This window comes from Bacillus sp. FSL R5-0286, from assembly GCF_038593245.1.
GTDB classification, from domain to species: Bacteria; Bacillota; Bacilli; order Bacillales; family Bacillaceae; genus Bacillus; species Bacillus altitudinis.
Genome location: NZ_CP151977.1, coordinates 2,406,826 through 2,433,362 on the forward strand (window position 1 = coordinate 2,406,826; position 26,537 = coordinate 2,433,362).

The 26,537-nt window shown below is 40.6% G+C and carries 27 protein-coding genes, 1 pseudogene and 1 other annotated feature; of the genes and pseudogenes, 4 read left to right on the forward strand and 24 right to left on the reverse strand.

Annotation, left to right across the window (positions count from 1 at the left end):
* Positions 1-47: 47 nt before the first annotated feature.
* Positions 48-288: a binding site (T-box leader), on the reverse strand.
* A 77-nt stretch (positions 289-365) separates the two neighbouring features.
* The 3 genes from NST24_RS12395 to NST24_RS12405 form a co-directional block, all read right to left on the reverse strand.
* The gene (locus NST24_RS12395) at positions 366-1,115 is read right to left on the reverse strand and encodes a glucose 1-dehydrogenase (RefSeq protein ID WP_025207689.1); all 750 of its coding nucleotides are present in this window, start codon (positions 1,113-1,115) and stop codon (positions 366-368) included.
* 232 nt (positions 1,116-1,347) lie between these two features.
* On the reverse strand, positions 1,348-2,505 hold the full coding sequence (locus NST24_RS12400) for an iron-containing alcohol dehydrogenase (RefSeq protein ID WP_039167138.1): 1,158 nt from the start codon (positions 2,503-2,505) through the stop codon (positions 1,348-1,350).
* Positions 2,502-3,944, reverse strand: a complete 1,443-nt coding sequence (locus NST24_RS12405) for an alanine/glycine:cation symporter family protein (protein WP_284725505.1) — start codon at positions 3,942-3,944, stop codon at positions 2,502-2,504. Before NST24_RS12405 ends, NST24_RS12400 begins: the two co-directional genes overlap by 4 nt.
* A gap of 130 nt (positions 3,945-4,074) precedes the next feature.
* Between NST24_RS12405 and NST24_RS12410 the strand changes: the two genes are divergently transcribed.
* Complete coding sequence (locus NST24_RS12410) at positions 4,075-4,968, forward strand: LysR family transcriptional regulator (protein ID WP_342461838.1); 894 nt, start codon at positions 4,075-4,077, stop codon at positions 4,966-4,968.
* Positions 4,969-5,065: 97 nt separating this feature from the next.
* Here the strand turns inward: NST24_RS12410 and fdhA are convergent, their stop codons facing one another.
* Both fdhA and NST24_RS12420 read right to left on the reverse strand, forming a co-directional pair.
* Entirely contained in the window at positions 5,066-6,280 is a 1,215-nt protein-coding gene (gene fdhA / locus NST24_RS12415) for a formaldehyde dehydrogenase, glutathione-independent (RefSeq protein ID WP_017367682.1), read from the reverse strand.
* Between the two features lie 425 nt (positions 6,281-6,705).
* Complete coding sequence (locus tag NST24_RS12420) at positions 6,706-7,308, reverse strand: methyltransferase domain-containing protein (RefSeq protein WP_017367683.1); 603 nt, start codon at positions 7,306-7,308, stop codon at positions 6,706-6,708.
* A 318-nt stretch (positions 7,309-7,626) separates the two neighbouring features.
* Here NST24_RS12420 and NST24_RS12425 point away from each other — a divergent pair.
* Positions 7,627-7,701, forward strand: a pseudogene (locus NST24_RS12425) (YjcZ family sporulation protein); the annotation flags it as partial.
* A gap of 43 nt (positions 7,702-7,744) precedes the next feature.
* Here NST24_RS12425 and NST24_RS12430 read toward each other — a convergent pair.
* From NST24_RS12430 to NST24_RS12460, 7 genes are all read right to left on the reverse strand, one after another.
* A complete protein-coding gene (locus tag NST24_RS12430) occupies positions 7,745-7,900 on the reverse strand; it encodes a hypothetical protein (RefSeq protein ID WP_223255651.1) in 156 nt (51 codons plus the stop codon).
* A gap of 165 nt (positions 7,901-8,065) precedes the next feature.
* Positions 8,066-8,200 (reverse strand): YrzI family small protein, encoded by a 135-nt coding sequence (locus NST24_RS12435; RefSeq protein ID WP_008342648.1) that lies wholly within the window; start codon positions 8,198-8,200, stop codon positions 8,066-8,068.
* A 648-nt stretch (positions 8,201-8,848) separates the two neighbouring features.
* Positions 8,849-9,079 (reverse strand): YrhC family protein, encoded by a 231-nt coding sequence (locus NST24_RS12440; RefSeq protein ID WP_017358091.1) that lies wholly within the window; start codon positions 9,077-9,079, stop codon positions 8,849-8,851.
* Between the two features lie 72 nt (positions 9,080-9,151).
* Complete coding sequence (locus tag NST24_RS12445) at positions 9,152-10,300, reverse strand: bifunctional cystathionine gamma-lyase/homocysteine desulfhydrase (RefSeq protein WP_327878395.1); 1,149 nt, start codon at positions 10,298-10,300, stop codon at positions 9,152-9,154.
* Position 10,301: 1 nt separating this feature from the next.
* Complete coding sequence (locus tag NST24_RS12450; RefSeq protein WP_024718360.1) at positions 10,302-11,225, reverse strand: cysteine synthase family protein; 924 nt, start codon at positions 11,223-11,225, stop codon at positions 10,302-10,304.
* Between the two features lie 46 nt (positions 11,226-11,271).
* Complete coding sequence (gene mtnN / locus NST24_RS12455; RefSeq protein ID WP_039167112.1) at positions 11,272-11,967, reverse strand: 5'-methylthioadenosine/S-adenosylhomocysteine nucleosidase; 696 nt, start codon at positions 11,965-11,967, stop codon at positions 11,272-11,274.
* A 15-nt stretch (positions 11,968-11,982) separates the two neighbouring features.
* Positions 11,983-12,624, reverse strand: a complete 642-nt coding sequence (locus NST24_RS12460; protein ID WP_342461839.1) for a class I SAM-dependent methyltransferase — start codon at positions 12,622-12,624, stop codon at positions 11,983-11,985.
* 187 nt (positions 12,625-12,811) lie between these two features.
* Here NST24_RS12460 and NST24_RS12465 point away from each other — a divergent pair, with 187 nt between their 5' ends.
* Complete coding sequence (locus tag NST24_RS12465) at positions 12,812-13,018, forward strand: YrzA family protein (RefSeq protein ID WP_024718362.1); 207 nt, start codon at positions 12,812-12,814, stop codon at positions 13,016-13,018.
* Positions 13,019-13,154: 136 nt separating this feature from the next.
* Here the strand turns inward: NST24_RS12465 and NST24_RS12470 are convergent, their stop codons facing one another.
* The 11 genes from NST24_RS12470 to NST24_RS12520 all read right to left on the reverse strand — a co-directional run bounded on the left by NST24_RS12470 (position 13,155) and on the right by NST24_RS12520 (position 24,787).
* Positions 13,155-13,817, reverse strand: coding sequence for a YrrS family protein (locus NST24_RS12470; protein WP_342461840.1), 663 nt, complete (start codon positions 13,815-13,817; stop codon positions 13,155-13,157).
* Between the two features lie 67 nt (positions 13,818-13,884).
* Positions 13,885-15,627, reverse strand: coding sequence for a penicillin-binding protein 2 (locus tag NST24_RS12475; RefSeq protein ID WP_342461841.1), 1,743 nt, complete (start codon positions 15,625-15,627; stop codon positions 13,885-13,887).
* A 50-nt stretch (positions 15,628-15,677) separates the two neighbouring features.
* The gene (greA, locus tag NST24_RS12480) at positions 15,678-16,151 is read right to left on the reverse strand and encodes a transcription elongation factor GreA (protein WP_007501433.1); all 474 of its coding nucleotides are present in this window, start codon (positions 16,149-16,151) and stop codon (positions 15,678-15,680) included.
* 647 nt (positions 16,152-16,798) lie between these two features.
* Positions 16,799-17,431 carry a uridine kinase gene (gene udk, locus NST24_RS12485; RefSeq protein WP_007501435.1) on the reverse strand — a complete coding sequence of 211 codons (633 nt, stop codon included), beginning with the start codon at positions 17,429-17,431 and terminating at the stop codon, positions 16,799-16,801.
* 7 nt (positions 17,432-17,438) lie between these two features.
* A complete protein-coding gene (locus tag NST24_RS12490; protein WP_342461842.1) occupies positions 17,439-18,707 on the reverse strand; it encodes a U32 family peptidase in 1,269 nt (422 codons plus the stop codon).
* Between the two features lie 20 nt (positions 18,708-18,727).
* Positions 18,728-19,657, reverse strand: a complete 930-nt coding sequence (locus NST24_RS12495; protein WP_342461843.1) for a peptidase U32 family protein — start codon at positions 19,655-19,657, stop codon at positions 18,728-18,730.
* Positions 19,654-20,319, reverse strand: coding sequence for an O-methyltransferase (locus NST24_RS12500; protein ID WP_008342672.1), 666 nt, complete (start codon positions 20,317-20,319; stop codon positions 19,654-19,656). The genes NST24_RS12495 and NST24_RS12500 overlap by 4 nt, the downstream gene beginning before the upstream one ends.
* A gap of 212 nt (positions 20,320-20,531) precedes the next feature.
* On the reverse strand, positions 20,532-21,614 hold the full coding sequence (gene mltG, locus NST24_RS12505) for an endolytic transglycosylase MltG (protein WP_024718365.1): 1,083 nt from the start codon (positions 21,612-21,614) through the stop codon (positions 20,532-20,534).
* A gap of 73 nt (positions 21,615-21,687) precedes the next feature.
* A complete protein-coding gene (locus tag NST24_RS12510) occupies positions 21,688-22,776 on the reverse strand; it encodes an acetyl-CoA C-acyltransferase (protein WP_342461844.1) in 1,089 nt (362 codons plus the stop codon).
* The gene (locus tag NST24_RS12515) at positions 22,764-24,221 is read right to left on the reverse strand and encodes an acyl-CoA synthetase (protein WP_342461845.1); all 1,458 of its coding nucleotides are present in this window, start codon (positions 24,219-24,221) and stop codon (positions 22,764-22,766) included. The genes NST24_RS12510 and NST24_RS12515 overlap by 13 nt, the downstream gene beginning before the upstream one ends.
* Positions 24,221-24,787, reverse strand: a complete 567-nt coding sequence (locus tag NST24_RS12520) for a biotin transporter BioY (protein WP_024718368.1) — start codon at positions 24,785-24,787, stop codon at positions 24,221-24,223. Before NST24_RS12520 ends, NST24_RS12515 begins: the two co-directional genes overlap by 1 nt.
* Positions 24,788-25,089: 302 nt before the next feature.
* Here NST24_RS12520 and NST24_RS12525 point away from each other — a divergent pair, with 302 nt between their 5' ends.
* A complete protein-coding gene (locus tag NST24_RS12525; RefSeq protein ID WP_342461846.1) occupies positions 25,090-26,178 on the forward strand; it encodes a hypothetical protein in 1,089 nt (362 codons plus the stop codon).
* Positions 26,179-26,240: 62 nt separating this feature from the next.
* On the opposite strand, the gene NST24_RS12530 is transcribed toward NST24_RS12525, so the two are convergent.
* Positions 26,241-26,525, reverse strand: a complete 285-nt coding sequence (locus NST24_RS12530) for a DUF1292 domain-containing protein (RefSeq protein WP_017358102.1) — start codon at positions 26,523-26,525, stop codon at positions 26,241-26,243.
* Positions 26,526-26,537: the final 12 nt, after the last annotated feature.

Here is a 26,537-nt window from a genome sequence, read left to right on the forward strand (position 1 = left end):
GCCCTCCTTTTTGTCATAAAAAAATCCCGCCCCCAAGACATTTCTGTCTTGAGGACGGGATTGACTCCGCGTTGCCACCTCAGTTCATTCACCTGTTACCAGATGAACCTTAGCAGGTTATCGCTAACCCTTCTCTATAACGGGAGAATGCCGCTGCACCACCATCACAATGAATCCGGTGCAGAGCTAAGAGGCTTGGTTCTGTAACGCTTCCCAGCTCCTTCTCAGCTTCACGGAGTTCTCTGTGTGAGGCAGCCATTACATACTCTTCTCTATTTGCGCTTTATCTTTTTTTCATCACGATCTTCAGCTGAATTGTTCTATATTGTACTGCGCCTCCGTCAAGACGTCAATGTTTTTTCATGTTAATCCGCATAAATCATTTTTCTAGTCATGCCGCCATCAACAACCAAATCGGTTCCAGTCACAAATTGATTGTCTTCATCCGTTAAATAAAAACAAGCTTTGACAATATCCTTTGGCGTTCCTACTCGATTGGAAAGGTGCTGCTGATGGTCAATTTCTCGCAGGCTTTTCTCATCCTTCGTTTCAATCCATCCAGGGGAAATGCTGTTTACTGTTATGTGATCCTGACTAAAAGAAGCAGCCAGCGCATGAGTAAGTGCTGATATCCCGCCTTTTGATGCAGCATACGCTTCTGTATGAGGCTCTGACATGGTCGCACGGGTAGATGAAATATTCACAATGGAACCGCCGTTTGGATTCTCTTTGATATAACGTGCCGCTTCCCTTGCACATAAAAAAGCACCTCGTAGGTTTGTATGTAGCACATGATCAAACTCATCAACCGTTAGCTCATAAGGCGATTTTGTACACATAACCCCTGCATTATTGATGAGAATATCGATCGTTTGATAACGAGCCACAGCAGCCGACATGATGTCTTGAATATCCTTCTCTTGTTTCACATCCGTCTTTTTAAAAAAAGCCTCAAAGGACTCCTTTTTCAGCTGATCTTCCAAGCGCTTGCCCTTCTCTTCGTCAATATCCGCAAGCACAACACGCGCCCCTTCTTTCGCATAGCCATACGCGATCGACTCACCAATTCCATTGGCTGCGCCAGTGATGACAACTGTTTTATTGTGAAAGTTCATCGTTTATCCTATCCTTTCTCTCATGAGATGTTGTCGTCTATCATACCACTCATGTATACATGTTACCTAGTCAAATGGGACATAGAAAAACCACCACCTAAATCATACATTAGGAGGGTGGTATATTTGTAATTCTCCATATTGACGACATAGTCGTTTGCTTCTTGTGTAAAGTCTGGGAAAGTTTGTGTTTATCATTCAGTCATTCTATTCGGCTCTTTTTCTGTATGACTTAAAAAGCAGCCTTTAGTATATCTAAGTAGTCCGCTTTCGTAACGGCACGAACATTGCTTTTTGTAGAGTTGTTTTGTTCTGCTAGTTCAGCCATTTTTTCAAAATCTTCTACTTTTACATAAGATAATTCTTTTAGTGATGGAATACCTAAATTCTTTGTGAATGTATACATACCATCCATTAATTTTTGAATCGCCACATCATCTGCATCCGTTTTATCTGCAAAGCCCATGATGTTTGCAAGCTCTATGTGCAATGATTTGTTTTCAGCTGCATTAAATTGTATGACATAAGGTAAAAACACAGCATTTGCGATACCATGAGGCGTATCATAAAGACTGCCGAGCGCTTCGGCTAAACAATGCACGGCTGCTACATCAGCGGAACCGAAGCATAAGCCAGCGAGTAAACTGCCTTCCTGCATTTTGTATCTTGCTTCTAAATCAGACCCGTCTTCATACGCCTTCGGTAAATAGGTCACAATGGTTTTCATTGCGCTTGCCCCCATCGCCTTAGAAATAGGGTTTGTTTCTTTACATGTATAGCCTTCAATCGCATGGACCAGTGCATCAACACCTGTTGCCGCTGTTATACTTTTTGGCACCGTAGAAGTAAGAGCAGGATCCAAAATCGCAATAGTTGGTCGAAGCAAGGCATGTTTTAAGGTGATTTTTTTATGTGAAGCAGCTAACGTAATCACAGATGAACGGGTCACCTCAGAGCCAGTTCCAGCCGTGGTTGGAATACAAATTAAGGGTGATACATTTGTATACGCCTTCTTCCCTGCTATATACTCTTCAGGATTACCGCCATTTGGACCTAATAAAGCAATGGCTTTTGCCGTATCCATTGGGCTGCCTCCGCCAATCGCAATAACCGCTGATGCTTGTACTTTTCTAAAGAGCTCTGCACCCGTTAGACATTCATGATCTCTTGGGTTTGGAGATACTTGATCAAAGACGACAACGGAATAACCAGCTTCTTGCAAATATGCTTCAATAGGCGTCACCAATCCTGCGCTTTTTACACCAGGGTCAGTCACAATCATAATTGTAGCACTAGGCAAAACAATGTCCTCTACAATAGAGGCAATATCTTTAGATTTTCCAGTCCCCATGATCATTTTCGTATGACAATCATATTCAAAATTTATCATTGATTTTCTACCCCTTCATTTGTTGATTTAATCGCTTGTTTTTCTGCTCCCCACCATTCTATTCCTTTTAAACCTGGAATGGTAGAAGCGTAAAAAACAGGGTTCTTTCCTACCTTTCTTTGTCCCATGTAATCATTTAGAGCCGCAAAAGCAAATTTGCCTAAAATCGCAATAGCAACCAAGTTAACAATAGCCATAATCGCCATCGACAAGTCCGCTAACGTCCAAACGATTTGTAAGTTGGCGAGAGCACCAAACATGATCATCATTAAAACAGTGATTCGATACACGAATAGCGCGGTTACACTGTGATGAATAAAACCGATATTGGCTTCACCGTAATAGTAGCCACCTACAATGGAGCTAAATGCAAAAGTAAAGATCGCAAATGCTAAGAAAATACTAGCCCAAGAACCAAAATGTTGCGCCATTGCAGCTTGAGTAATTTCAATACCTGACAAATCACCTGCTGTTTCTACTGTTGATAGCATAATAATAAATGCTGTACAACTACAAACAACTAATGTATCAAAAAATACACCTAATAATTGAACAAACCCTTGTTTTACTGGGTGTGAAACATGGGCAGCAGCTGCTGCATTTGGCGCACTTCCCATTCCTGCTTCATTGGAAAATAAACCGCGTTTGACACCGTTCATTATTGCAGCGCCGATTCCGCCTCCAACCATTTGCTCTAATCCAAACGCACTTTTCATAATACTTGCTAATGCTGCGGGTACATCAGCGATATTTGTCACTATCACATAAAGTGCTAAGATAATATAAAACGAGGACATGATTGGCACAATGATTTGGGTAAAGCGGGCAATTCTCTTTACACCACCAAAAATGATGAAAGCCGTAAGAATGGTTACGAATACCCCCATACCAATTGGACTGATACCAAATGAATATCGAAAGGCATTTGTGATGGTGTTCGTTTGTACTGCATTAAAAATTAAGCCAAAACTAAGAATAACAGAAAAGGCAAAGATCCTACTTGGCCATTTCAGTCCAAATTGCTTTTGTATATAATAGCCTGGCCCCCCTTTAAAACCATCACTTGTTCTCACTTTATATATTTGAGCGAGTGTGCTTTCGACAAATGCAGAAGCTCCCCCTAAAACTGCTGCAAACCACATCCAGAAAATAGCTCCAGGACCACCAACTGTGATAGCAATAGCAACACCTGCCATATTTCCAGTTCCAATCCTCGTCGCTGCTCCGATAAAGAAAGCTTGCATTGAAGAAATGTCTTGACTCCCTTTTATTTTTGGGGCTTTTTCAAAAATAGAACGGAAGATCTCTTTTAGTAAGACAATTTGCATAAACTTCATTCTCACCGTAAAGTAGATTCCAATCCCTATTAACATAACGACTAAAATATATGTCCATAAAAAGTCATTTATTGAATTGACAATCGTTTCAAACAAAGCCATCCCCCCTATAAAATCTGAACATTCTAAATAATGAAAGCGCCTACTTTTATCATAGTAAAAATGTTATGATCTATCTATAGAAGTTTTCTGATTGCATCAATCGGCTCACCCGATTTAGGAGGAATTGACGTTGGAAATAAAGCAACTGATGATGTTCCAAACAGCATCAAAAGTATTAAACTTTACAAAAACAGCACAAATACTTGGCTATGCTCAATCTAGTATCACGGCAAATATCGCTGCATTAGAAGAAGAGTTAGGAACCCCTCTTTTTGAAAGGCTTGGAAAAAGGGTGATTTTAACAGAAGCTGGTATGAAGTTTCAAGATTATACGGATAAGATTTTAGGTTTAACAGGAGAAGCATTAGAGGCTGTTGGCGGGATGAGTGAGCCAAGCGGCATTTTGAGAATATGTGCATCTGAAACACAATGTACCTATCGACTTCCTCATATTTTAACGGACTTTCAAACAACGTATCCTAAAGTAGAACTGATTTTCCGTCCCGGAATAGCTGAAAAGGATGTTTTAACTCTATTACTAGAAGGACAAATTGATGTCGCCCTATTATCGATGAATCCTGTCGTATCCTCACATTTAATTGTAAAAGAATTAAAAGATGAACCGATGGCCATTGTATGCTGTCCAACAAATCCATTGAGCAAAAAACAAAAAGTACATCCTATCGATTTAGACGAGCAAAGATTGTTGTTAACTGAAGACTGCGATTATCGTTATGCCTTCGAACACTCTTTGACACAGGCAGGAGCAAAACCGAGAAGTAAACTAGAACTAGCAGATGTAGAAGCCATTAAAAAATGTGTAATGGCTGGTCTAGGAATTGCTGTACTTCCCGAAATTTCTATAAAAAGAGAAATAACAGAAGGCCATATGATTAAAATCAATTGGATGGGACCCTGTCTCACAACGAAAATCCAACTATTCTGGCATAAAAATAAATGGATGTCTCCTGCTTTGAAGGCGTTTGTTGATTTAACAGAGGAATATATACTCAGGCACGGCTAACAATTGACATGGAATGTAGCAGAAAAGCTTCATCTTTTTATATGTAACAAACAAAAAACTTACAGGAAAAATCCTGTAAGTTTTTTTCGATGGATCATTATTTAGAAATCATGCCATGCGGGTCAATCACAAATTTCTTCGCCACACCCGAATCAAAATCGCTATATCCTTTAGGGGCTTGATCAAGGGAAATGACGGTCGCATTAACGGCTTTGGCGATTTGTGCTCTTCCGCTTAAAATAGATTTCATCAAGCTGCGGTGATATTGCATGACAGGGGTTTGGCCTGTCACAAAGGTATGGGCTTTGGCCCAGCCAAGTCCAATTCGCACTTTCAGAGATCCAACTTTTGCATCTTCATCCACAGCACCTGGATCTTCTGTGACGTAAAGTCCTGGAATTCCAAGCTTACCGCCAACTTTGGTAATATCCATAATTGTATTTAAAACGGTGGCTGGTGCTTCTCCTTGATCTCCATGACCTGATGCTTCAAAGCCGACACAATCGACCGCACAGTCGACTTCTGGCTCTCCAAGGATGTTTGTCATTTGTTCACCGATTCGATCATGTTTTCGTAAGTTAATCGTTTCGCAGCCAAAGCTTCTCGCCTGCTCGAGCCTTTGTTCATTGAGATCGCCGACGATGACAGCAGAAGCGCCAAGGAGCTGAGCGGAATGCGCTGCTGCAAGACCTACTGGCCCTGCACCAGCAATATAGACAGTAGAGCCTGGTTTTACGCCAGCCGAATACGCACCATGAAAACCTGTCGGGAAAATATCGGAAAGCATTGTCAAATCAAGTATTTTCTCCATCGCCTGATCTTTGTCCGGAAATTTAAGCAGCTGGAAATCAGCATATGGCACCATGACGTACTCCGATTGGCCGCCAACCCATCCGCCCATATCTACATAACCATAAGCTGATCCAGGTCGATCGGGGTTCACATTTAAACACACATGGGTTTTTTGTTCTTTACACATGACGCAGCGACCACAGGCAATATTAAATGGAACTGATACGAGATCACCCTTTTGGATAAACTCTACATCTCGTCCAACTTCAACGACTTCACCAGTAATTTCATGACCAAGGACAAGTCCTTCAGGCGCAGTTGTACGCCCTCTTACCATGTGCTGGTCGCTCCCGCAAATGTTTGTTGTCACCACTTTTAAAATGACGCCATGCTCACACTTACGTCCAACATTGGCTTTAGGTACACCAGGGCCATCCCTTAAAACCAAATCAGGGTATCCAATATCCTCAACTGCTACATTTCCTGCTCCTTTGTAAACGACACCTTTGTTTCCCGACATGTTTTCATTCCTCCCTTTTTGTTTAAAAATGAAGTCTCTCCAAAATTCTCTCTTTCTCGGGCTTTTTCCTTCTTTTAACCGCACATTGACTCAAAAAATAAGTGACAAATGTCTATCTAGGAGAGAAAAATGTATTTTCCAGTCAAATAAAAAAGAAAATATTGAAAAAAAAGCTAAACATTTGCAGAACATTGTCGATATAAGGAATAAGCCAGACAGGTATCCTTAATCGACAAACAAATTCCTTATATATACTATCATTCCTTACACACCTGGCTGGCCCCTACATATGAAATGAATGCAAAAGACTCTTCTTGTGAAGAGTCTTTTTTATTGATGAATGATCAATTCCCACATGCAAAAAAGGCCCTTCTGACGAAGAGCCTTTTTTTGAGTGCTTGTTCATTACCTGGGAAATATTTTCATCATTTTAAGGCTTTGATACAGATGTATGTATCATAATGGTAAACAGAGACGTCTCTAAAGTGATACGCTGAAAAAAGACAGCTGATGTCTTCTTCACTGTACGTTGAAAGAGACTGTGAGCGTTTTTGTTCCTTCATTAGTTCCTGCTTTTGAAAAGATAAGAATACTTCTCCATCCACTTGAAGAACACGATATACCTCTTTCATGACTTGTTCGATATCTGGCAAGTAATAGATGGTCTGCACTGTGAACAATTTATTGAATGATCTGTCTTCAAAAGGTAATTGCTCAGCTTTTCCAAGTGTGATAACGGCTTTTTCCTGCTCGACAAGTCTCTTATGTTTTCTTTTCGCGTATTTTACCATATGACGCGAAGCATCGATTCCATATACTTTTCCTCGGTCAAGTTTTTCCGCTACTTTAGATAATGTCATACCTCTTCCAGTACCAATTTCTAAAATCCGGTCGTTTTCTTGTATATTTAAGAGTTGAATCGTCCATTGATTGATATTATGATGATTTTTTTCCATATAGCGGGCAACCCATTTTGAGAACAAGCCCTTTGGTTCCCTCATTTGTTTTCCAATCCAGCTTTGAATCAATGTCAACACCTGCTTTGCACCAGTAAATAAAACTATTTACGAATTTTCTTACTTTTCATATCGGCTCTCGCCTAACAAAAGTTAAGACCTAGTCCTAATTTCTTTGTCTTTTATTAGACGGCACCTTTTCTGAAAATGTTTCGCACGTAATGAAAAATATTTAAACAAATAGGCATTTTCATTAATTGTGCTCAGATTGATTTCGTTTTCTGCATGAGCTGCATATTTTATGAATGTATCTTGATTAGATAAAGGTGGTGCTAGATTATGGGCTTTGGCGGTTATTCTGGAGGCTACTGCGGTGGCTACGGTGGCGGTTTTGCAGGCGGATTCGCATTGCTTGTTGTACTGTTCATTTTGTTAATCATCATCGGTGCAAGCTGGATTTGCTAATGTAAAAGGAGCAGGAAACGATAACGTTTCCTGCTCCTTTTCTTTAATACCAATAAGTTGGATAATTGTACATATAGCGTCTGAGCATTTCTTCTTGCTCTCTTTGCATTCTGTATGGATTGCCGTATCCGTGCTTTAAAGAATGCGGAATAGACGCATACCCGTGCCCCACTGACGGAAACCTCATATATGGTGACATCGACATTCATTGATCACCTCACAATCTCCTTTTACGGTTATCATATGTGCAGGTGATCAATGTGGAGCGTGTCTAAACCTGGTCCTTCTCCCTTGTATAACAATCAAGCATTGCAAGCATCATAAACATGTCAATCTCCTCCTTTTCATGTTTTTATTGTCCTTTTTAGTTCATGTACTTTAGTTGTTTCTGCTTCATTTCTTCATAAAACGTTTCGACTTGTTGTTCATAAAGAACGGTTTCAATGTCCTTGTATTTACGTTGGATCGTCAAAGTAATAAAAAATAAATGGATTGTCATATACGCTCACCTCCCTTCAGTTCGCAGCACGCGAAATAGCCCGCAGATCTTCTTTATCAGTTGACCTGCGGGCACACAAAAATGCAGATCAAAAGACAGTGTCTTCTAACCTGCGATGGATGATACGTGAAATCCTCGTTTACTTAAACAGTTTTGTAGCGTGAACCGTAAAAGGTAAAGGAAGGACACGAGCTCTTCCACAGGCTGATGACATGATGAAATTGGTTGTTGAATTGATCACAAGTAGATACGAATAACATATTCTTCAGCCTCCTTTACGTTTTTAATTACTTTGTAAGTATATCCAGCAAGCACCATTTTGTAAACCTGTTTTTAGTAAATTAGATGATTTTTGTGTGTTTGACTAAATTTCTACAGTGATTCTTGTCCGATTATCCAGTGCAATTAAAAAAAGTTTCCTCATCACATGAGGAAACTTCAGACTGTTGACAAAGGGCTAAAATGAACTTGATTTTAGCCCTTTGTCTTCTTTTCAGCGTGATAGAAAACCTTCGAATTCTAGGAAGGACGAGTACCGGCGCGGAGCGAATTTGAAATTCGTGAGCACCGGCACGCAGGACTGACAAAGAATGCGAGGGTTTGTCTACACGCTGAAAGTCTCCTCATCATATGAGGAGACTTTTCGACTTAATCTTCATCTAGTTCTTGTAGCTTTTTTTGAAAAAAGATCGCACGTTTCACGCAAAGAAAAGCAGCCAATAGGAAAACACAATCAACTGCCAGCATCAGCATTTTTGGTGATGCTTCTATGTGCTGATTCGGTAAAATCGTACCAATATATAAAAAGGTGCTGACAGCAAGCAAAATAAAAGCGTATTGCTTGTAATCTGTCACTAAACCATCCCACTTTTTCTTCACTTGTTTCACCTTCCCGTTATCAATGTCTATTGATAGCTTACCATAGTGAGAGAAAGCGAGGGGCATGTAAATCTATCCATTCGTTACTGCGTCGAGCCCTTGTTCAATATCATGTAATAAGTCATCAATATCCTCAATACCGACAGAAATACGGATTAAACCATCTGTGATGCCAAGCTCTTCTCTGCGCTCTTTTGGAATCGATGCATGGGTCATGCGAGCAGGAACAGAGATTAAACTTTCAACCGCCCCTAGGCTTTCTGCGATTGTAAACAATTTCAATTGGCTTAAAAACACGTCGACATTTTCTTCTTTTCCAATATCAAAAGAAATCATACCGCCAAAGCCTGTTGCTTGAGTTTTTGCAAGCTCATGACCTGGGTGAGCGGTTAAACCTGGGTAATAGACACGTGTAATCGCAGGATGCTGTTCTAAAAACTCAGCGATTTTCTGTGCGTTTTGTTGATGTGCTTCCATTCTTAGTCCGAGCGTTTTCATCCCTCGCATTAGAAGCCACGCATCTTGCGGTCCAAGAATACCGCCTGTAGAGTTTTGAACAAAGTGCAGTTCTTCACCAAGCTCTTCAGTAGCTGTCACGACAAGTCCGCCCACCACATCACTATGGCCGCCTAAATATTTTGTGGCACTGTGCAAGACAATGTCAGCCCCATATGAAATCGGCTTTTGAAAATATGGGGTAAAAAACGTATTATCGACAATCATCAAGATGCCAGCTTCTTTTGTGATCCGGCTTATGGCTTGTAGATCGGTCATTTTCAACAATGGATTGGTTGGTGATTCAATATAGACAGCTTTTGTTTCTGGTAAAATTGCTTTTTTCACCGCTTCAGGATCACTTGTGTCTACAAATGTGGCTTTAATGCCAATTCGGTTGAGCACCTTTGTCATCACACGATAGGTTCCGCCGTACACGTCGTCAGTCAGTACGATATGATCTCCGCTGTTAAACAGCATCATCACAGCTGTAATTGCAGCCATCCCTGAACCGAATGCATAGCCGTTTGCCCCGCCTTCAAGATCACGAATGACTGTTTCCAGTGCTGTTCTTGTTGGATTCGCAGTTCTGGAATATTCATATCCAGTGTGCTCGCCTGCTTTAGGCTGCTTATAGGTGCTGACTTGGTAAATAGGAACCGACACCGCTCCTGTTTTTTCATCACCAGTGATTCCACTATGAATCATCATTGTTTTTGGCTTCATTTTATTTTCCTCCCTCATAAATACCTTTACTTAGATAACGTTCACTGCTATCAGGAAAAATGGTCACGATCACTGTCCCAGGTGATGCCTTTTTCGCTTCCTCTAAAGCGGCAAATAGAGCGGCTCCAGACGAGCTTCCGAGCAGAACACCTTCCTTTTCAGCTGCTTCTTTCACCATTCGGAAAGCATCATCGTCACTGACGGTATAAATCTCGTCAAATAAAGTCGATTCCATATAATCTGGAATAAATTCAAGGCCAATTCCTTCCGTTCTATGCGGTCCCGGCTTTCCGCCATTTAAAATAGATCCTTCTGGTTCCACGATCACTGTTTTTAGCGCTTCTTTTTGCTCTTTTAAATAGGCAGCACAGCCTTGAAACGTTCCGCCAGAGCCCGCTCCTGCTACAAACACGTCTATGTTCCCCTGGAGGTCAGACCATATTTCTGGCCCGAGCGTTTTATAGTAAGTCAATGGATTTACTTGGTTTTTAAATTGTAAGACACAATACGCATTGTCAAGGCTTGCCTCTAGTTCAAGGGCTCGATCAATCGCACCCTTCATCCCATCTTTTCTTGGTGTATGAATAATCTCTGCACCAAGCGCCTTCATGAGCTGTTGTTTCTCTTGACTAAAATGTTCTGGTACACAGAAGATCGGATGCAATTGATGTTTTCTTGCACTTAGCGCAAGCCCGATGCCTGTGTTTCCTGCAGTTGCTTCAATAATGGTTCCGCCTGGGCGCAGTTTGCCCGATGCCAGCGCTTCTTTAATCAGCATATCACCTAAGCGATCCTTAATACTTCCGCCTGGGTTCATCATTTCAAGTTTTGCATAAACATCAACACCTGCCGGCACACCCATCCCTGACAGTTTTAAAAGCGGTGTGTGGCCGATTAATTCCGTAATATCATGTATGACAGCCATATAAATCCCTTCCTTTGTATGGAAAAGAAGGGGGAAACCCCTTCTTTTATTGTGTTTGCTTTATCATACGCAGGACAAGGTCTGTTGAGTGAATCGCTGCTTGCTCTAGAAATTGATCAAAAGAGATATTGGATTCTTTCCCAGCAATATCTGACAACGCTCGAACGACCACAAATGGCGTTTCAAATAGATGGCAAACTTGCGCAACTGCTGCTGCCTCCATTTCCACTGCATACAGCTCTGGAAATTTCTCTCTCACAAACGCGACACGACTAGGATCATCCATAAATGAATCTCCTGTTGCAATCGTTCCTTTTGCCACTTGAATATGATCGATTTCTGAAGCAGATTCCTCTGCCAGCTTCACAAGCTGATCATCTGCGATGAAAGCAGCTGGTAATCCTGGCACTTGTCCATATTCGTAATTAAAGATCGTCACGTCCACATCATGATGTCTAACATCTGTAGAGATGACAATATCACCTACATTTAATGAGTGATGGAAACCGCCAGCTGATCCTGTATTGATCACATAATCTGGCTGAAAGCGGTCAAGCAGAAGTGTTGTGCTGACCGCTGCATTCACTTTTCCAATCCCTGATTTTAATAAAATCACTTCTTTATCTTCATAAACACCTGTTGTAAATTCACACCCAGCGATGTTTTCTTGTGTGGCATTCTTTAGTTGGTCTCTTAAAATCGTCACTTCTTCTTCCATTGCACCTATCACTGCGATTTTCAAATCAAAAACATCCTTTCATTCCCTTTTCTTCGCTTCTACGATCCACACAAAATCATTCATTTGATGAAAAGATGTGCTAAAACCTTCTTCTTCAAAGATTTGCTTTAACACACCTATGGATGGATAATATTCCGTTTCTAAATCCTCTGCAAGCTGATCGAACCCAGCGGCTTTCGCTTTGTTCGTTTCAGCTTGATGTGCTGCTTGATTTTGAAACATTGTATCAGCAAAGACTATTTTACCACCTGAGGGAAGGATGTTGCCATAGGTGTAGATGGCTTGTTTTTTTTCGTCGTCCGTTAAATGATGGAAAGCATATGAACTGACGATCGTATCTGGCTCAAAAGGTGGAGATGGAAACGATAAAAAATCCCCGTCATGAAATACATTTGGTATTCCTTTTTGAAGAGCCGCTTTCTTCATGGCCTCTGAAGGTTCAATGCCAAACACTTTCTTATCTGCTTGAAGCAGTGCCGCTGTTAGGTTTCCTGTGCCGCTTCCAAACTCAATGACATGTTGACCTGCACGGCGAGTAATCTCTTTTAGAATGGCCGGATACCGGCGAAACACTTCTTTATACTGCTCGTCATGACCACTTACAGTGTCATCATAAGATTCAGCCCAATGATCAAATAAAGAAAGAAACTCACGTCCCATTTTTCTTTCCCTCCACTTTATCTATTTATTCCTATCCGTATAGTATGTTTTATTCCGTCGAACAGTTCCTATCCTACCACATCTTCTGATTCTTTCCTACTAAAAAATACTGAGTGGGGTAGAAAAATATTTGCCCTTTTAAATGGGAGAGATTATGATGAATCTAGAGCATGGAGGGATGAATGAAATGGATTTTCAACTGGATTTTTTAAAGGACAAAATTGAATTTTTTGAAGCAACGTCTTTAAAAGAACTTGAACAAAAGATCCAAAAACAAATTGAACATAATCAGGCGATCTTGCTGACTGTTCATTCTGTGAGTCATCAAACGACTGTCATTGATGATAAGATTTTGTATACAGCAGTTGTTCATTTTAAAGCGAATGTCTCATAAAAAAAGATCAGCGTGTAGGCAGTCAGGTCTGTGCGCCGGTGCTAGTCCTTCCTAGACTGCAAAGGTTTTCTATCACGCTGAAAAGAAGAAAAAGGCTAAAATGAAGTTCATTTTAGCCTTTTTGCATGCATCTTTTTTATTTTAATTTTTCAACCTTCACAGGTTTCCAGCCTTTTTCGTCCACCCACGTAATTTCTACACGGTAGCGTTCACCTGTTGATTTATCACGGATGGTTCCTTTTGCATCTTGAGGTCCTCCATTATTTCCTAACCAAATAACAGTCATTTGATCTTCTGAGATCCCTGTCGCATAGGACATGGCTTTGATCATTTCTTTCCAGTCTTTTGAGTTAGCATCATAGGTTGCTGTATGTGATCCCGATTGCTCTGTTCCTACAGGCTCCCAGTTATCGTTTTCATATGTTTTGTCTACGTCACTTGTTTTATCGCCATCTGTTTCTGTGGCATCTTTTAACGCATCTTTGTTTGGCTCTTCTTCATCATCTGTTTTCTTTGTATCGTCTTTTTGATCAGATGAATCATCTTTTTTTGCATCCGCATCATCGGATGTATCTTTCTTTTGATCTTTCACATCTTCTTCTGAGTTTTGTTTATTTTCACTCGATGCAGGTGCTGTTTTGGATGGTTCGTTGGCTACATCTTTCGGTGGTCTATTAAAAATTAACAAACTCGATGCGACAACCAAAATAAGCACCACAACGATACCAATTAATATGTTAAGCACCATATTCGCCTTTCTGCGCTTATCACGATGTTCAAATCGAGAATTTCTACTCAAAATCTCTGCACTCCTTTGCCTCTGTTCCCTAAGTCGTTACTATTCTAACATGACATGAAGGGATGTTCTATGTCTGTTTCTTTTCAATTTGATTGACCTTTTTTACAATATCATAAAACGCTTCATTTGTCTTAGCCCGGCCACTTGCCTCATCAAGGTGAACAACGACGAGAGCGTATTTTGGTTTTTCTGCCGGAAAGTATCCGGCAAACCACTTGTGATAAAGTGGATTCCCCTGTTTGTCTTTGCTGCCGGTTTGGGCAGTGCCTGATTTCCCTGCTATATGGAACGGTAGGTCTTGAAATCTTCTTCCTGTTCCTTTGTCAGACGTCACCACCTGCCTTAAGTACTTTTGCAAGGTTTGAGCTGTATAGCGGTCAATACTGTCACCATCAGGTCGTTTGTTTTGAAAGGATAGCATCGTTGTTCCGTTTTGATACATCACTTTATCTGCAATCCTCACTTCTTTTCGTTCTCCGCCCCTTGCAATCGTTGCCATCATATTGGCAATTTGTAAGGGGGTTGTTTTGACATTTTTTTGACCAATCGCCGTTTGCGCAATGGCTTTTTTGACATGCTTGTCTCTTTTATCTCCCCACACACTGCCTGTTTCTTCACGATCAAACTGTTTGAATTGTTGCTTATGGTATACATCCCCTTCCCAGCCGGCTCGATCCACAAGCCCAAGCTTTGAAGCTGTCTTTTCAAGGATTTGATCATCTGTTTGGATGAGCTGCTCAGCGAGTGTCGCAAATGTATAATTACAGCTTTGCGCAAAGCTTTCAGACAGATTCAGTACTTCCTGCTTTCCTTCTGGCTCTCCATATAAATTCTTTCGACAATCATACATCGTTTGTGGCTGGTTCAAGTTTTTTTCAATCGCTGCGGCAAGTACGACCGTTTTAAATACAGAACCGGGAGCCATTGCGGTCAGCATGTAATTTCTTGCCTCATGCCGGTTTTTGCTGGTCACATTTGGAACACTCGCCATCGCCAGCACACTGCTATTTTGAATGTCGAGCAAAACCGCTCCGCCTTTTTCAACACCTTGTGCTTTGAGAACATTCTCCATTTCCCTCTGCATGTCTTCGTCCATGGTTGTCTGCACTTGCAGCGGATAAAACGAATGAGCTTCTGCTGTATATTTGACGTCCATCCCAAACAAAGGGTTTCCCCTTCCGTCCACATGATATAACAATTTTGTGTCTTGCTCTGGTAATAGAAATTCGTCAAATGTACTTTCCAAACCGAATGTACCGATCTCAGTGCGGATTGAAAGCTCTTTTTTGTCCGGATAACGTTTTCTCAAGAGTTCTGGATTCTCGCTTGTGAAACCTAATGTGTGGAGGGCAAGTCTTTTTTTGTCCTTCTCTTTCATATATACGCCGTAAACACCTGAATATTTCATATCATTGATGTCTTTTAGCTTTTTTTTCGTGACATCATCTTTTAAAATGAGTGGTTTCTTCGTTTCTGTCAGCTGGCTCTTCAATTCATCTTCTTCCATCTCAAGTATAGAAGCGGTTTGCTTTAAGTGAGGGAGGTCATATTGCAGGAAAGGAAATATGATGACCGCAGGCTCTTCTTTTGTGAGAAGTGCCTCGCCGTTTCGATCTAAAAATTCGCCGCGTCCGTCTGAAATGACTACTTCTTCTGTCCGCTGCCTGACACTTTCTTGGATCAAATTAATATCAAGCTTTGAAAAAGATTCTGTGAAAAACAACTGAATTTCCGCTAGTCTAAATAGGAGACCGAGCAATAAGATAAAAATAATGACACCTGTCCATTGGATTCTTCTTGTTTTCAGCATAAAAACACCTCGTCCCTATTGTGGACGAGGTGTTTATCGTATAAACGTAATTATGAAATTTTTACAATTTGGACGAACATTTCTCCGCCAGGTGTTTGAACCGTGACTTTGTCGTCTACTTGTTTGCCTAAAAGGCTTTTTGCAATTGGTGAATCGTTTGAAATTTTGCCTTCAAACGGATCAGCTTCTGCACTTCCTACAATCGTATAAGACTCTTCTTCACCGTCCGGTAATTCAACGAATGTCACCGTTTTACCGAGTGAAACAATATTTGAGTTACCTTCATCTTCAATAATTTTGGCATTACGAATCATATTATCAAGCGTTGTAATACGACCTTCTACAAACGCTTGCTCTTCTTTAGCAGAATCATATTCCGAGTTTTCAGAGAGGTCTCCAAAACTTCTAGCGATTTTAATACGCTCTACAACCTCTTTACGTTTAACCGTTTTCAAATATTCAAGCTCTTCTTCTAATTTGCGCTTTCCTTCTTCTGTCATTGGAAATACTTTCTCTTGTGCCATGAATCATTCACTCCTTCTATTAATCCTCATCATACAAGCTTTCTGCATGTGAGTGACGACTGAAATATACAAGAATGAGGACATATTCCGGCCCTCATTCCTTCTGTCCCATATTCGTAAAAGTCCATCTTACATGGCGTCCCTTTTAGATGCAACTATTATGCCTTTTTATTAGGCAGGAACAGCAGCGGTCTCATGATGATATATTATCTTCATCGCACAAACTGTGGAAAGGCACAGGAAGCTCCTGTACCTCGTTCGGCCATTTCGATCATATGTAGAAGAATAGCTTATCCATTCTCCATCTTCCAATACATAATATGGTCAGTGTACGATATGTCTATGCTATATTATTACAAAATTGCATTTTGATCAAGAATTGTTTGAAAATTTGTGATGATTTGTTTGTCGTTTTTTTAATATACTTTTACAAAGCAGGAATAACTGAAACTTTCAGCATCCCATCGTGATTTTCCTGTCTCCATTTCGCAGCATTGTTTTCCTATCATATCAAATCTTTTACTCAGGGACTGCTTCTTACAATGCTCACCGATGATTTCGGACTAGCCATTACTAAAGTATTAACTACAAGAGCAGGATGTTGAAAAGACCTTTACGTCGTAAAGGTCTTTGTTCTTCTCCACCATTTACTCTCCGCGGTTTTGAAGAATCGTTTGAATTTTTGTCACCATGAGGTCAATGGCCACATGATTTTGACCGCCTTCTGGGATGATGATATCCGCGTATCGTTTTGACGGTTCAATGAATTGATTGTGCATCGGTCTGACGACAGATACATATTGTTCAATCACGGAATCAATCGATCTGCCTCTTTCTTTCGTATCACGTAAAATACGGCGAATGATCCGAAGATCTGCATCTGTATCCACATACAGTTTAATATCCATTAAGTTTCTTAGACGTTCGTTTTCAAGAGCAAAGATTCCTTCAACGATGATGACATCCTTTGGTTCAACATGTACCGTCTCTTCTGAACGTGTGTTTAGTTTAAAATCATAAATTGGTTTTTCAATGGACTCGTACTTTAGCAGCGCTTCTACATGCTCAATCATCAGGTCATTGTCAAATGCAAGCGGATGATCATAGTTTGTCAGCAGGCGCTCTTCAAATGGCATATGACTTTGATTTTTATAATATAAATCTTGCTGAAGCATGAGGATTGAATGTCCTTTAAATTTTTCGTAAATGGAATTGGTGACGCTCGTTTTACCTGAACCCGAGCCGCCAGCGATTCCAATCACCACTGGTTTTTTCCCCATGTGCCGGTTACTTCCCCTTTCTCATCATGTTGCTAGGGTATACTTTTTGATCAAGCTTAAATTTCACAATTTGCAGTGGATGACGAGCGGCATCGAGTTCGTTCCCTTTTTCGTCCCAAATTGTCTCAATCTTGCATGTGAAATTTTCGATTTCTGGACCGAAAAATTCAACTTCGTCGCCAGCTTTAAAGAAATTACGCTGCTGTAATGTGACAATTTGTTCTTGTTCATCATAATGAAGTACAAGACCGACGAAATCAAAGGTCGTTTTCTTTCCGTGAATGCCAAACATTTGTTCATCCGTTCCTGGTACACCTTCAAAAAAGGCAGGAGCCGTGTCACGGTTGGCACATTTGTCTAATTCATCGAGCCATTCTTGTTGAATGACGAAATTGTCTGGATCCGCACAGTAAGCATCAATGACTTTACGATAGACACTGACAACTGTTGCTACATAATGAATGGACTTCATTCGTCCTTCGATCTTTAAGCTATCAATTCCCATTTCGATCATTTGCGGTATGGATTCGATGAGTTTTAAATCTTTTGGACTCATCGCAAATGGTGCGTCTTCTTCACTGAATAAAGGCGCTTCCTCAGAGCCTTCTTGTTTATAAAGATCATAATCCCAGCGGCAAGATTGGCAGCAGCCTCCGCGGTTTGAATCTCTCGCTGTCATATGGTTACTGAGCACGCAGCGGCCAGAATAAGCAATACACATCGCCCCGTGAATGAACGTTTCAATTTCAATATCCACTTTTTCTTTCATTTCTTTAATCTCTAGGGCGCTTGTTTCACGTGCAAGGACCACACGCTCAAGCCCCTCTTCCTTCCAAAACTGCACCGCTTTCCAATTTGAAAGTGACTGCTGTGTGCTCAAGTGAACTTCAAGCTTTGGAGCTACTCGTTTGCATGTTTCAATGATGAGTGGATCAGCGACAATAATTCCCGCTACACCCGCTCCTTCAATCCCTTGAAGATATTCTTCCAGCCCGTCCATGTTTTCGTTGTGGGCGAAAATATTCGTTGTCACATAAATACGAGCACCGTATTTGTTCGCAAATGCGACACCTTCTGCCATTTCTTCGATTGAAAAGTTATCTGCATTTGAACGAAGTCCAAATTCTTTCCCGCCAATAAAAACAGCGTCCGCTCCATAATGCACAGCAATTTTTAGTTTTTCTAAGTTTCCTGCTGGCGCTAGCAGTTCTGGTTTTTTTGTAATGACACGTTTTCCATCGATCATTTCAGAAATTCCATCTTTTAAAAGTGCCATTTCCTCTGCCTCCTTTTATCTTAATAAACCGTTTCTTTAAAGAAGAACCCTGTATCGATTGAACGGTTGACAGGCTGGATCTCTTCAATACGCTCCACCCATTCATCTTTCTGATCTTCATAGGCTTCCTTATCAGTCACTAGTAAATCAATGGCTTTTCGATAGAGGGATGTCACCTCTGTCATATAAGAAAGTGACTTTAAAATTCCGTCAATTTTAAATGAGTCAATGCCCGCGTCGACAAATTTTTCCAATTCATCAATCATACATACATCATTTGGACTCATAATGTGTGTGCCATTTTCATCCTCAAAAATAGGATATTTGTTTTGACGCTCCTGGTCGTGAAGGAATAGACCTTCTTCCATATTTCTGCCTTCCACGTCCATTTGTTTGCCTTGATACTCAAAATAGTTGCCAACAAGTGTCCGTTTGGATTGGAACATACAGGTCATGCCGTGGACTTGAATTTCAATCTCCACTTCGGCGTTTTCTTTGATATCAATCACGCTATCCATATTGAGTTCTTTGGCAAGAACAGCACGTGTTGCGCCTTTTCTGCCCCAGTAGTTACAAGTGTAATAGTTTGTCCCAGTTGTTTCTGTACTCCAGTGCAGATTCAAGTTGACACCTGTTTCTTTTGCGGCCATGATCACTGCCGGATCTCCAAAAACGACACCATCCACGTTTAACCCATCGAGAAAGGTTAAATAATCTCCAAGCAGTGCCACACGGTCATTATGAAAAATCGCATTCATGGCGACATATACTTTTTTGTGATGTGCATGTGCGAGTTGAACCGTTTGTTTCACATCTTCTCTTGAAAACTCACCTGCAAGACGGATTCCATATGTTTGTTCACCTATTAAAAATGCGTCAGCACCCGCTTCAATGAGCGGCAGTACATCCGACACCTTGCTTGGCGTCACAAGCAATTCTGGTTTTTTCATGATTGGTCACCTCTTTTTGTACTAATAGCGATCCCATCTCCAACCGGAATGATACACGTTTGGTAGTCAGGATTTGACATCAGCCATTGATTGTATCGATCAATTTTGCCTATTAATTGTTTTTTTCGTTTATCTTCAATTTCTTCTTCATAATTTGTCGCAACTAAGCCTTTAAATAATACGTTGTCTGTAATAATCATTCCGTCATCGGACAGCATCGGTTCAAACAGCTCAAAAAAGCGTTGATACTGGCCTTTTGCCGCATCAATGAAGATCACATCATAGGGCGCCATCGTCTGAACCGTTTTAGCTGATTCGATCGCATCGCCAAAAAACACGTGAATTCTATCTTTGAAATGTAATTCTTCAATATTTCGTGTCGCTTCCTCATAACGTTTCGCATTTCGCTCAATCGTATAGATTTCAGCATCTGGCAGAGCTTCTGCCATTCGAATCGCTGAATAGCCAATCGCTGTCCCAACCTCAAGAATTTTCTTCGGTTTTTTCAAAGAAAGCAGCTGCAATAACAGTTCAATGCTCACCTTTTCCATGATTGGCACATGATGCTCTTTCGCATACTCCTCTAATTGAGCGATGGCATCAGGACTCGGCTCAATTAAATCTTCAATATAATCATTTATTTGATCATCTTCGATTGTCATTATATGTCTAGCTCCTTCATGACCTGAAAAAGAAGAGTCCTGCCTGCTGCAGCTCTCTTTCTCGTCAATCTTTCGTTCATCTAAGTAAAAACAACCCGATATATTTTACCACAAAGATGTGGTAATTGCGAATCTATAAAATGGATATAACAACGAAAAAAACTGCAGGCAATTTCACCATTGTCTACAGTCTTTTTCCTCTCACATGAGCGCTAGTTGCTGCCTGTGATGTATTTCGCTTTCGCTTTGTTGTGCTCATTTAACGTTTTCGTAAAGACGACTTCCCCATTTTTCTTTGCTAGGAAGTAAACAAAATCTGTTTTCTCTGGATGGAGTGCTGCTTTCCAAGAAGATTCTCCAGCATTGGCAATAGGTCCAGGCGGCAGTCCTTTGTTTGTATACGTATTATAAGGTGATTTCACTTTTAAATCTTTGTAATAAACACGGGACTTATGCTCGCCAAGCGCATAAAGAACGGTTGGATCTGTTTGAAGCGGCATGTCCTTTTTCAACCGGTTATAAAACACACTTGAGATTTTTGACCGGTCTGTTTTTTCGGTTGCTTCCATTTCTATCAGGGATGCCATCGTTAGGACATCATGGATGGACATCTTTCTCTTTTTCATGTCCTTTTCATACGTTTTCACATATTGATCTGTTTGTTTAATCATCGTGTCAATGATGGTTTCAAGTGATTCATCCTCACGATAAAACGGATACGTCGCCGGGAATAAATATCCCTCTAACGGATGCTTGACCTGTTTCCCGTTCACTTGTGATGTCACCGTTTTCGGGTATTTTTTCATCAATTTTTTAATAAAGGCTGGATCATCCAGCTTCGCTTCAACTTCCTTCGCTGAAAAATTCGTCTGGTTTGCGATAATAGTTGCAATATCAGACAACTGTTTCCCTTCAGGTATCACAAGCTGAAATGCGTAATCTGTCCCGCCAGATGTCAGCTTTTGAATTAGCTGATCCGCATCCATTGTTTGTTTGAGATGAAAATAGCCCGCTTTAAAGCCTGACGCTTTTTTGTACTTTGCATAGTAAGTGAAAATCGTGTCATTTGAAATCAGCTCATTTTCTTTTAAAATGCTCGCAATTCCGCTGACAGATGTCCCATTTGGAATATGAATATTAATGGTTTGTTTGCTTTTTTGATCGACCGGCCCGAGTGCTGATTTTACATATAAAAAACCTGATAATGCTGCAATGATGATCACAGCAAGTACAGATAACAGGACGATCCCCATTTTTCGTTTAAAAAATGGTCGTTTCTTTTGTTCTGAAAACATGCATGGCCCTCCTCACATCTAGCTTTTATAGTACATGATTCGACGGAGTTCGGCAATTACTTGCTCATGCATGTCATGACAGAACTTGCCATAGTGTGGCTAAACCGACACCGCCTCCACTGCCAATTGCAGCCATGACATAACTTCCATTCGGTAAGGCGCGGGCTTCGTAAAACAGTCTCACCATCATAGCAGCTCCCGAGGCGCTATATGGATGACCAAGACAAAGCGCACCGCCTCTTTTATTGATACGGTCATAAGGAATACCTAGTGTCCGGGCAATGAGCACTACTTTGAGCGCAAACGCTTCATTGATTTCAAAAAGTGCAACATCTTCTATCTTCACTTGTTCTTTATGTAAAAGTTTCTTGATTGCATCAATTGGTGAAGCAGCAGGATAATGCGGGTCCATAGCGGTCACGGCACTCCCGATATACCGCAGCATAGGGCTGAAGCCTTTTGCCTCCGCTTCTGCTCTTTCCATCACAACGACGGCAGCTGCACCATCTGCTTCTTTACAGCTATTGGTCACAGTCACAGTACCTTTGCCTGGTAAAAAGACAGGTTTTGCCCGCTTTATCAAGCTTGCAATCGGTCTTATTTTAGCTGCCGCTTCATCTGTACTCATCCCGCTAATCGGAACAATTTCTTCTGAATACGTTCCTTGCTTGAATACGGTTATACTTCGTTCCCAGCTTAAAAGTGCATAGTCATCTTGCTCTTGTCTCGCAACTGAAAATCTCGACGCCGTCAGCTCTGCCGCTTCCCCCATATGAGGGTCCCCTATCCACTCTGGAGAAAAGCGGGCCCTTTCTTTCATTGGTGACCGAGAAATGCTTTCCGTTCCACCAGCGATATACATTGATCCCTCCCCCGACTGAATCTTGATGCACGCCGTTCTAATGGCTTCAAGACCGGAAGCACACTGCCTATCAATGGTCATACCCGGAATATGTAATGAAAGCCCTGCTTCTAACGAGGACAGACGGGCAATGTTGCCACCACCCCCGACGACATTGCCTAAAATGATGTCATCTGGCTTGGTCACGTTTGAAAAATGCTGGATCAAGGGCGCAGCTAGATGCTCTGGACGGTAATCCTTCAACATTCCATTTTTCTCACCGAAGGGCGTCCGCTTCGCTTGTACGATCACGGCTTGCATGATAATTGTTCCTCCGCCCACTTTTTCATACTGGCACGAGCGATTTTCCCTCCTGATGTTTCGATCATTTTGTCCGTGACGAGCCATTTTTTTGGTACTTTGTATGCCGCTAATGTTTCTTTTACAGCTTGCCGAATGGTTTTTGTTTGCTGTACATTCTCAATAATGGCAACAGGGATTTCGCCCCAATATGGATCAGGAAGTCCAATCACGATTGACCGATTCACCTCTGGCTGTTCATTCAGCACACGCTCAATTTCCTCTGGAAAAATATTCAGTCCCCCATAGACAATCATGCCATTCTCGCGGCCGCTCATATACAAGTAACCATCTTCGTCGAGCCACCCCATGTCATATACGGTCAGCCACTCTTCGGGCGGCTTTTCATCTTGTAAATAGCCTGAAAAAGACATTGGGCTTTTCACATAAATTCTCCCTATTTCATTTGGCTTGCAAACGGTTTGATCTGCCCTCCTGACTTCAACCTGAATAGAAGGAAAAGGCTTTCCGACAGAAGTAGGCTTTTGCAAAAAGTCATCTGAAGATAAATAGGAGACAAAACTCAATTCTGATGTTCCATAAAAATCAAAAAATGTGATGTGAGGATAGCGGTTGACGAGCTGTTTTTTTGAAGAGTTTCCCCAATCTGCACCAGACGACAGGACAAGAAGCGGATTCTTCCCGAAAGCATCCATTTGCAGCAACGATTCTGTCATGGTCGGAACCGTATAAATAGCCGTGATGTCTCCTTTCTCTAAGGTTTTCTTTGCTTTCTCTGGCACAAATTTTTCTAACAATGTCACAGTGCCACCGAAATAAAGTGTGCTGATCGCACCGTATAAAAAATGAGAGGATAAAAGTGTGCCCAAAATCAGTACATGATCTTTATGTGTGATCCCAAAGACGGATGTTGTCATTTGAAAGCTCTCGATCCATGACTGTTGGCGTCTTATAAAGGCTTTGGGCGATCCCGTTGATCCTGAAGTAAAACCCATATAAAAAGCAGGATCTTCCTCCGGTTCACTTTTGTTCGATTGAACGTTTATGCTGAGGCTGATTCTTTCTTTCCATTCAGATAAAGAGAGCACTGGCATATCCAGCTTGTACTTTTCAATTCTTTTGATATATCGATTTTCCACAATGACAAGGTCTGCCTCGCTTAATAAGAGCTTTTCCGCGCATTCCTTATCACTCCACCGCGGATCAAGAGGCACCGCTGTCCATCCTGCAGAAGCTGCGCCAGCAAATAGTTGGAGAAACGGAACACCATTTGATACTAAAAAAGCGACTCTTTTTTGCTGATGAGGCGTTTCTTTTAACCATTGTGCAGATGACTTCACACGCTCATGCCATTCTTCATAAGTGATCTGCTCTTTTTCATCTATGATCGCCATCTGACCTGGCTCCACTTTTGCATGAGCTGCATAGTTTTCCGTTATTCTCATCAAACTGCTCGCCTCCCTCTATGTAAGTCCCTTTTTCGATATGACATCGCTTGAATGATTTTCACCGTGAAGACGGCACATATCCCTGCTTTGATCAGATCACCCGGTAAATAAATGACGCTGAACAGAGCTGCTTGCGTGATCTTTATATGCATCATCATGGCTTGAAAGGGAATTCCGCCTATATATAATATCCCGATACTGCATACCGCATAGATTAAAAATAGGCGTAAGGCCGTCACTTTCTTCAGCCGGTTCAGCCACAGACTGATCATAAAGGCAGCCACTGGATAAGCAAGTAAAAAACCACCGCTTGGCCCAAAAAAGACCCCTATTCCGCCTCTCCCTCCAGATAAAAGAGGTGCGCCTGCTGCCACTATTAGAAGAAACAGAAGTAAACTAATCAGGGCTTGCTTTGGTTTTAACAGCCCTCCAGCAAGCAAAAGACCTGCGGTTTGTAAGGTGATTGGTACAGGTGTAAACGCAAGAAAAATAGGCGGAATCAATCCTAACATCCCAATAACTGCTGTCATGAATGCCATTTGCATCATATCGTGAATTTTCAATTTTCATACCCCTCACTCGATTCATTGTTAAAAATAGAGTAAAAGGTACAGTCTATTATGTCAACTTAAAATATTTTAAAGTTGACATAATGGATGTAAAAAAGAATTAACTTAATATAAAACTTTAATTCCTCTAGGCTTGAAGTTGAATGTCGGCGTTAACATCATGTCTTTAAATTAAACTTAAATTAACTGTAGATCTATTTATTTCCTGTTTAACTAAATGCTATTATTTTCTTGATAAGGATATATTTCATTAATACCTATATCTTAGTGAAAGTACATACTGGAGGAAACACATTTTGCGTAAAATCTTTTATATTTTAATGATACTAATTGGTTCAGTAACTCTTTTATATCTAGGCGGATGTAGTCAAAAAAAGACCGTTTCAGAAGATCATAAAATAGAGTTTAAAATTGAGGACAAAGAATTTGGTCATACAACTATGCTCAACTATCTTGTGACAAACTCTGTTTCAGCCGTTGGAGATCATTTATTTTTAAGTGTAGATGACCATAGTCCTTCAAAGATGGCAAATAAAGTAGTTGAATTTAATAGAAAGACACTGAAAAGCAACATACTATTTACAACAACTTTCGAGCGTTCTTCCATTCAAGGTTTAAAAGCTAATAAAGACTGGGTCGTTTGGATTGACAGTGATGAATTAGGCGGACAGATGAATTATTACGTCATGAATTTGAGCACACAAGAGATAGAGTCGATTAAAAAGAATAACACTTCGGAGACATTAAGTGACACTCTTGAATTAACAGGTCATCGTGCAGTGTGGATATCTCACGATGAAGAAAAGGATGCTACTCATATTTATATGAAAGATCTCAAAAAAAAGCAGACAAAAAAGCTCTTTAAACTAGACTCAATGAATAACGCCCATCTCTCTGTTCACAATGATAAGCTTCTCTTTTTTAATAAAGACAATGGAAAGCAGCAAGCATACACTTACAATCTTACTACTGAGTCACTTAAAAAAATTACATTGAATCAAAGTTTAATCAATAATGGTCAACTTATTAACGACCATCAATTTGTTTACGAGAAGGCTTTTACTGACTCGGAAGGAACAATCAATAAAAGCCAATTAATCTTTTATGACATAAACACAAAACAATCTAAACTAATTAAGAACACTGACTCGGGTATCGGATCAATCGTGATTGATGATCATAATCGATTTTTCGTCGAAACAGATGAACCTAAAAAGAGTGGTTACACGATACTTAAAAAGAAGAACGATTCCATCAAAAAAATTGGTTCCCTAAAGAAAGAAAATTATTTTCATTTAACATTTGATCATGGTCTTTATTTACTTAACTTTCAAAATGCACAACGAAATAATCAAAAGTTAACCATCACTTCAAAGCTTCCATAAATAATAAAAGGCCTGTGATCATGCAGATAACTCTCATCTGCTTCACAGGCCTTTTATTCGTTCTATTCTTCTTCGTCTTCTTGATCTAAGAACGTATTTAACGTTTCTTCAATCATATCCCACTCTTCATCCGTTTCAATTGGCTCTAATTCGCCATCTTCACCGTCTTCGTTTGGTGTGAAGCTTGATGCATGAATTTCAATTTCTTCGTTATCTTGTTCAGAAATTGGGTAGTAAAGAACATATGATTTGTTAAAATGGTCGCTTTCAAAAGTAAATAGTACTTCGCAAAGCTGCTCATTTCCATTATCATCAACGATTGTAATTTGCTTTTCTCCGTGTTCCATTTGATTCACCTC

Excerpts from the sequence above, each read along its gene's own strand:
- NST24_RS12450 (WP_024718360.1), bottom strand. The coding sequence starts at position 11,225 with ATGGCTGTCATACATGATATTACGGAATTAATCGGCCACACACCGCTT.
- NST24_RS12510 (WP_342461844.1), bottom strand. The coding sequence starts at position 22,776 with ATGCAAGCCGTGATCGTACAAGCGAAGCGGACGCCCTTCGGTGAGAAA.
- NST24_RS12515 (WP_342461845.1), bottom strand. The coding sequence starts at position 24,221 with ATGAGAATAACGGAAAACTATGCAGCTCATGCAAAAGTGGAGCCAGGT.
- NST24_RS12490 (WP_342461842.1), bottom strand. The coding sequence starts at position 18,707 with ATGGCACTTTTAAAAGATGGAATTTCTGAAATGATCGATGGAAAACGT.
- NST24_RS12495 (WP_342461843.1), bottom strand. The coding sequence starts at position 19,657 with ATGAAAAAACCAGAATTGCTTGTGACGCCAAGCAAGGTGTCGGATGTA.
- udk (WP_007501435.1), bottom strand. The coding sequence starts at position 17,431 with ATGGGGAAAAAACCAGTGGTGATTGGAATCGCTGGCGGCTCGGGTTCA.
- NST24_RS12445 (WP_327878395.1), bottom strand. The coding sequence starts at position 10,300 with ATGAAGCCAAAAACAATGATGATTCATAGTGGAATCACTGGTGATGAA.
- NST24_RS12500 (WP_008342672.1), bottom strand. The coding sequence starts at position 20,319 with ATGACAATCGAAGATGATCAAATAAATGATTATATTGAAGATTTAATT.
- NST24_RS12430 (WP_223255651.1), bottom strand. The coding sequence starts at position 7,900 with ATGTCACCATATATGAGGTTTCCGTCAGTGGGGCACGGGTATGCGTCT.
- NST24_RS12435 (WP_008342648.1), bottom strand. The coding sequence starts at position 8,200 with ATGACAATCCATTTATTTTTTATTACTTTGACGATCCAACGTAAATAC.
- greA (WP_007501433.1), bottom strand. The coding sequence starts at position 16,151 with ATGGCACAAGAGAAAGTATTTCCAATGACAGAAGAAGGAAAGCGCAAA.
- NST24_RS12460 (WP_342461839.1), bottom strand. The coding sequence starts at position 12,624 with ATGGGACGTGAGTTTCTTTCTTTATTTGATCATTGGGCTGAATCTTAT.
- mltG (WP_024718365.1), bottom strand. The coding sequence starts at position 21,614 with ATGTTTTCAGAACAAAAGAAACGACCATTTTTTAAACGAAAAATGGGG.
- NST24_RS12395 (WP_025207689.1), bottom strand. The coding sequence starts at position 1,115 with ATGAACTTTCACAATAAAACAGTTGTCATCACTGGCGCAGCCAATGGA.
- NST24_RS12475 (WP_342461841.1), bottom strand. The coding sequence starts at position 15,627 with ATGCTGAAAACAAGAAGAATCCAATGGACAGGTGTCATTATTTTTATC.
- NST24_RS12405 (WP_284725505.1), bottom strand. The coding sequence starts at position 3,944 with ATGGCTTTGTTTGAAACGATTGTCAATTCAATAAATGACTTTTTATGG.
- fdhA (WP_017367682.1), bottom strand. The coding sequence starts at position 6,280 with ATGTCGGGAAACAAAGGTGTCGTTTACAAAGGAGCAGGAAATGTAGCA.
- NST24_RS12530 (WP_017358102.1), bottom strand. The coding sequence starts at position 26,525 with ATGGAACACGGAGAAAAGCAAATTACAATCGTTGATGATAATGGAAAT.
- NST24_RS12465 (WP_024718362.1), top strand. The coding sequence starts at position 12,812 with ATGGATTTTCAACTGGATTTTTTAAAGGACAAAATTGAATTTTTTGAA.
- NST24_RS12400 (WP_039167138.1), bottom strand. The coding sequence starts at position 2,505 with ATGATAAATTTTGAATATGATTGTCATACGAAAATGATCATGGGGACT.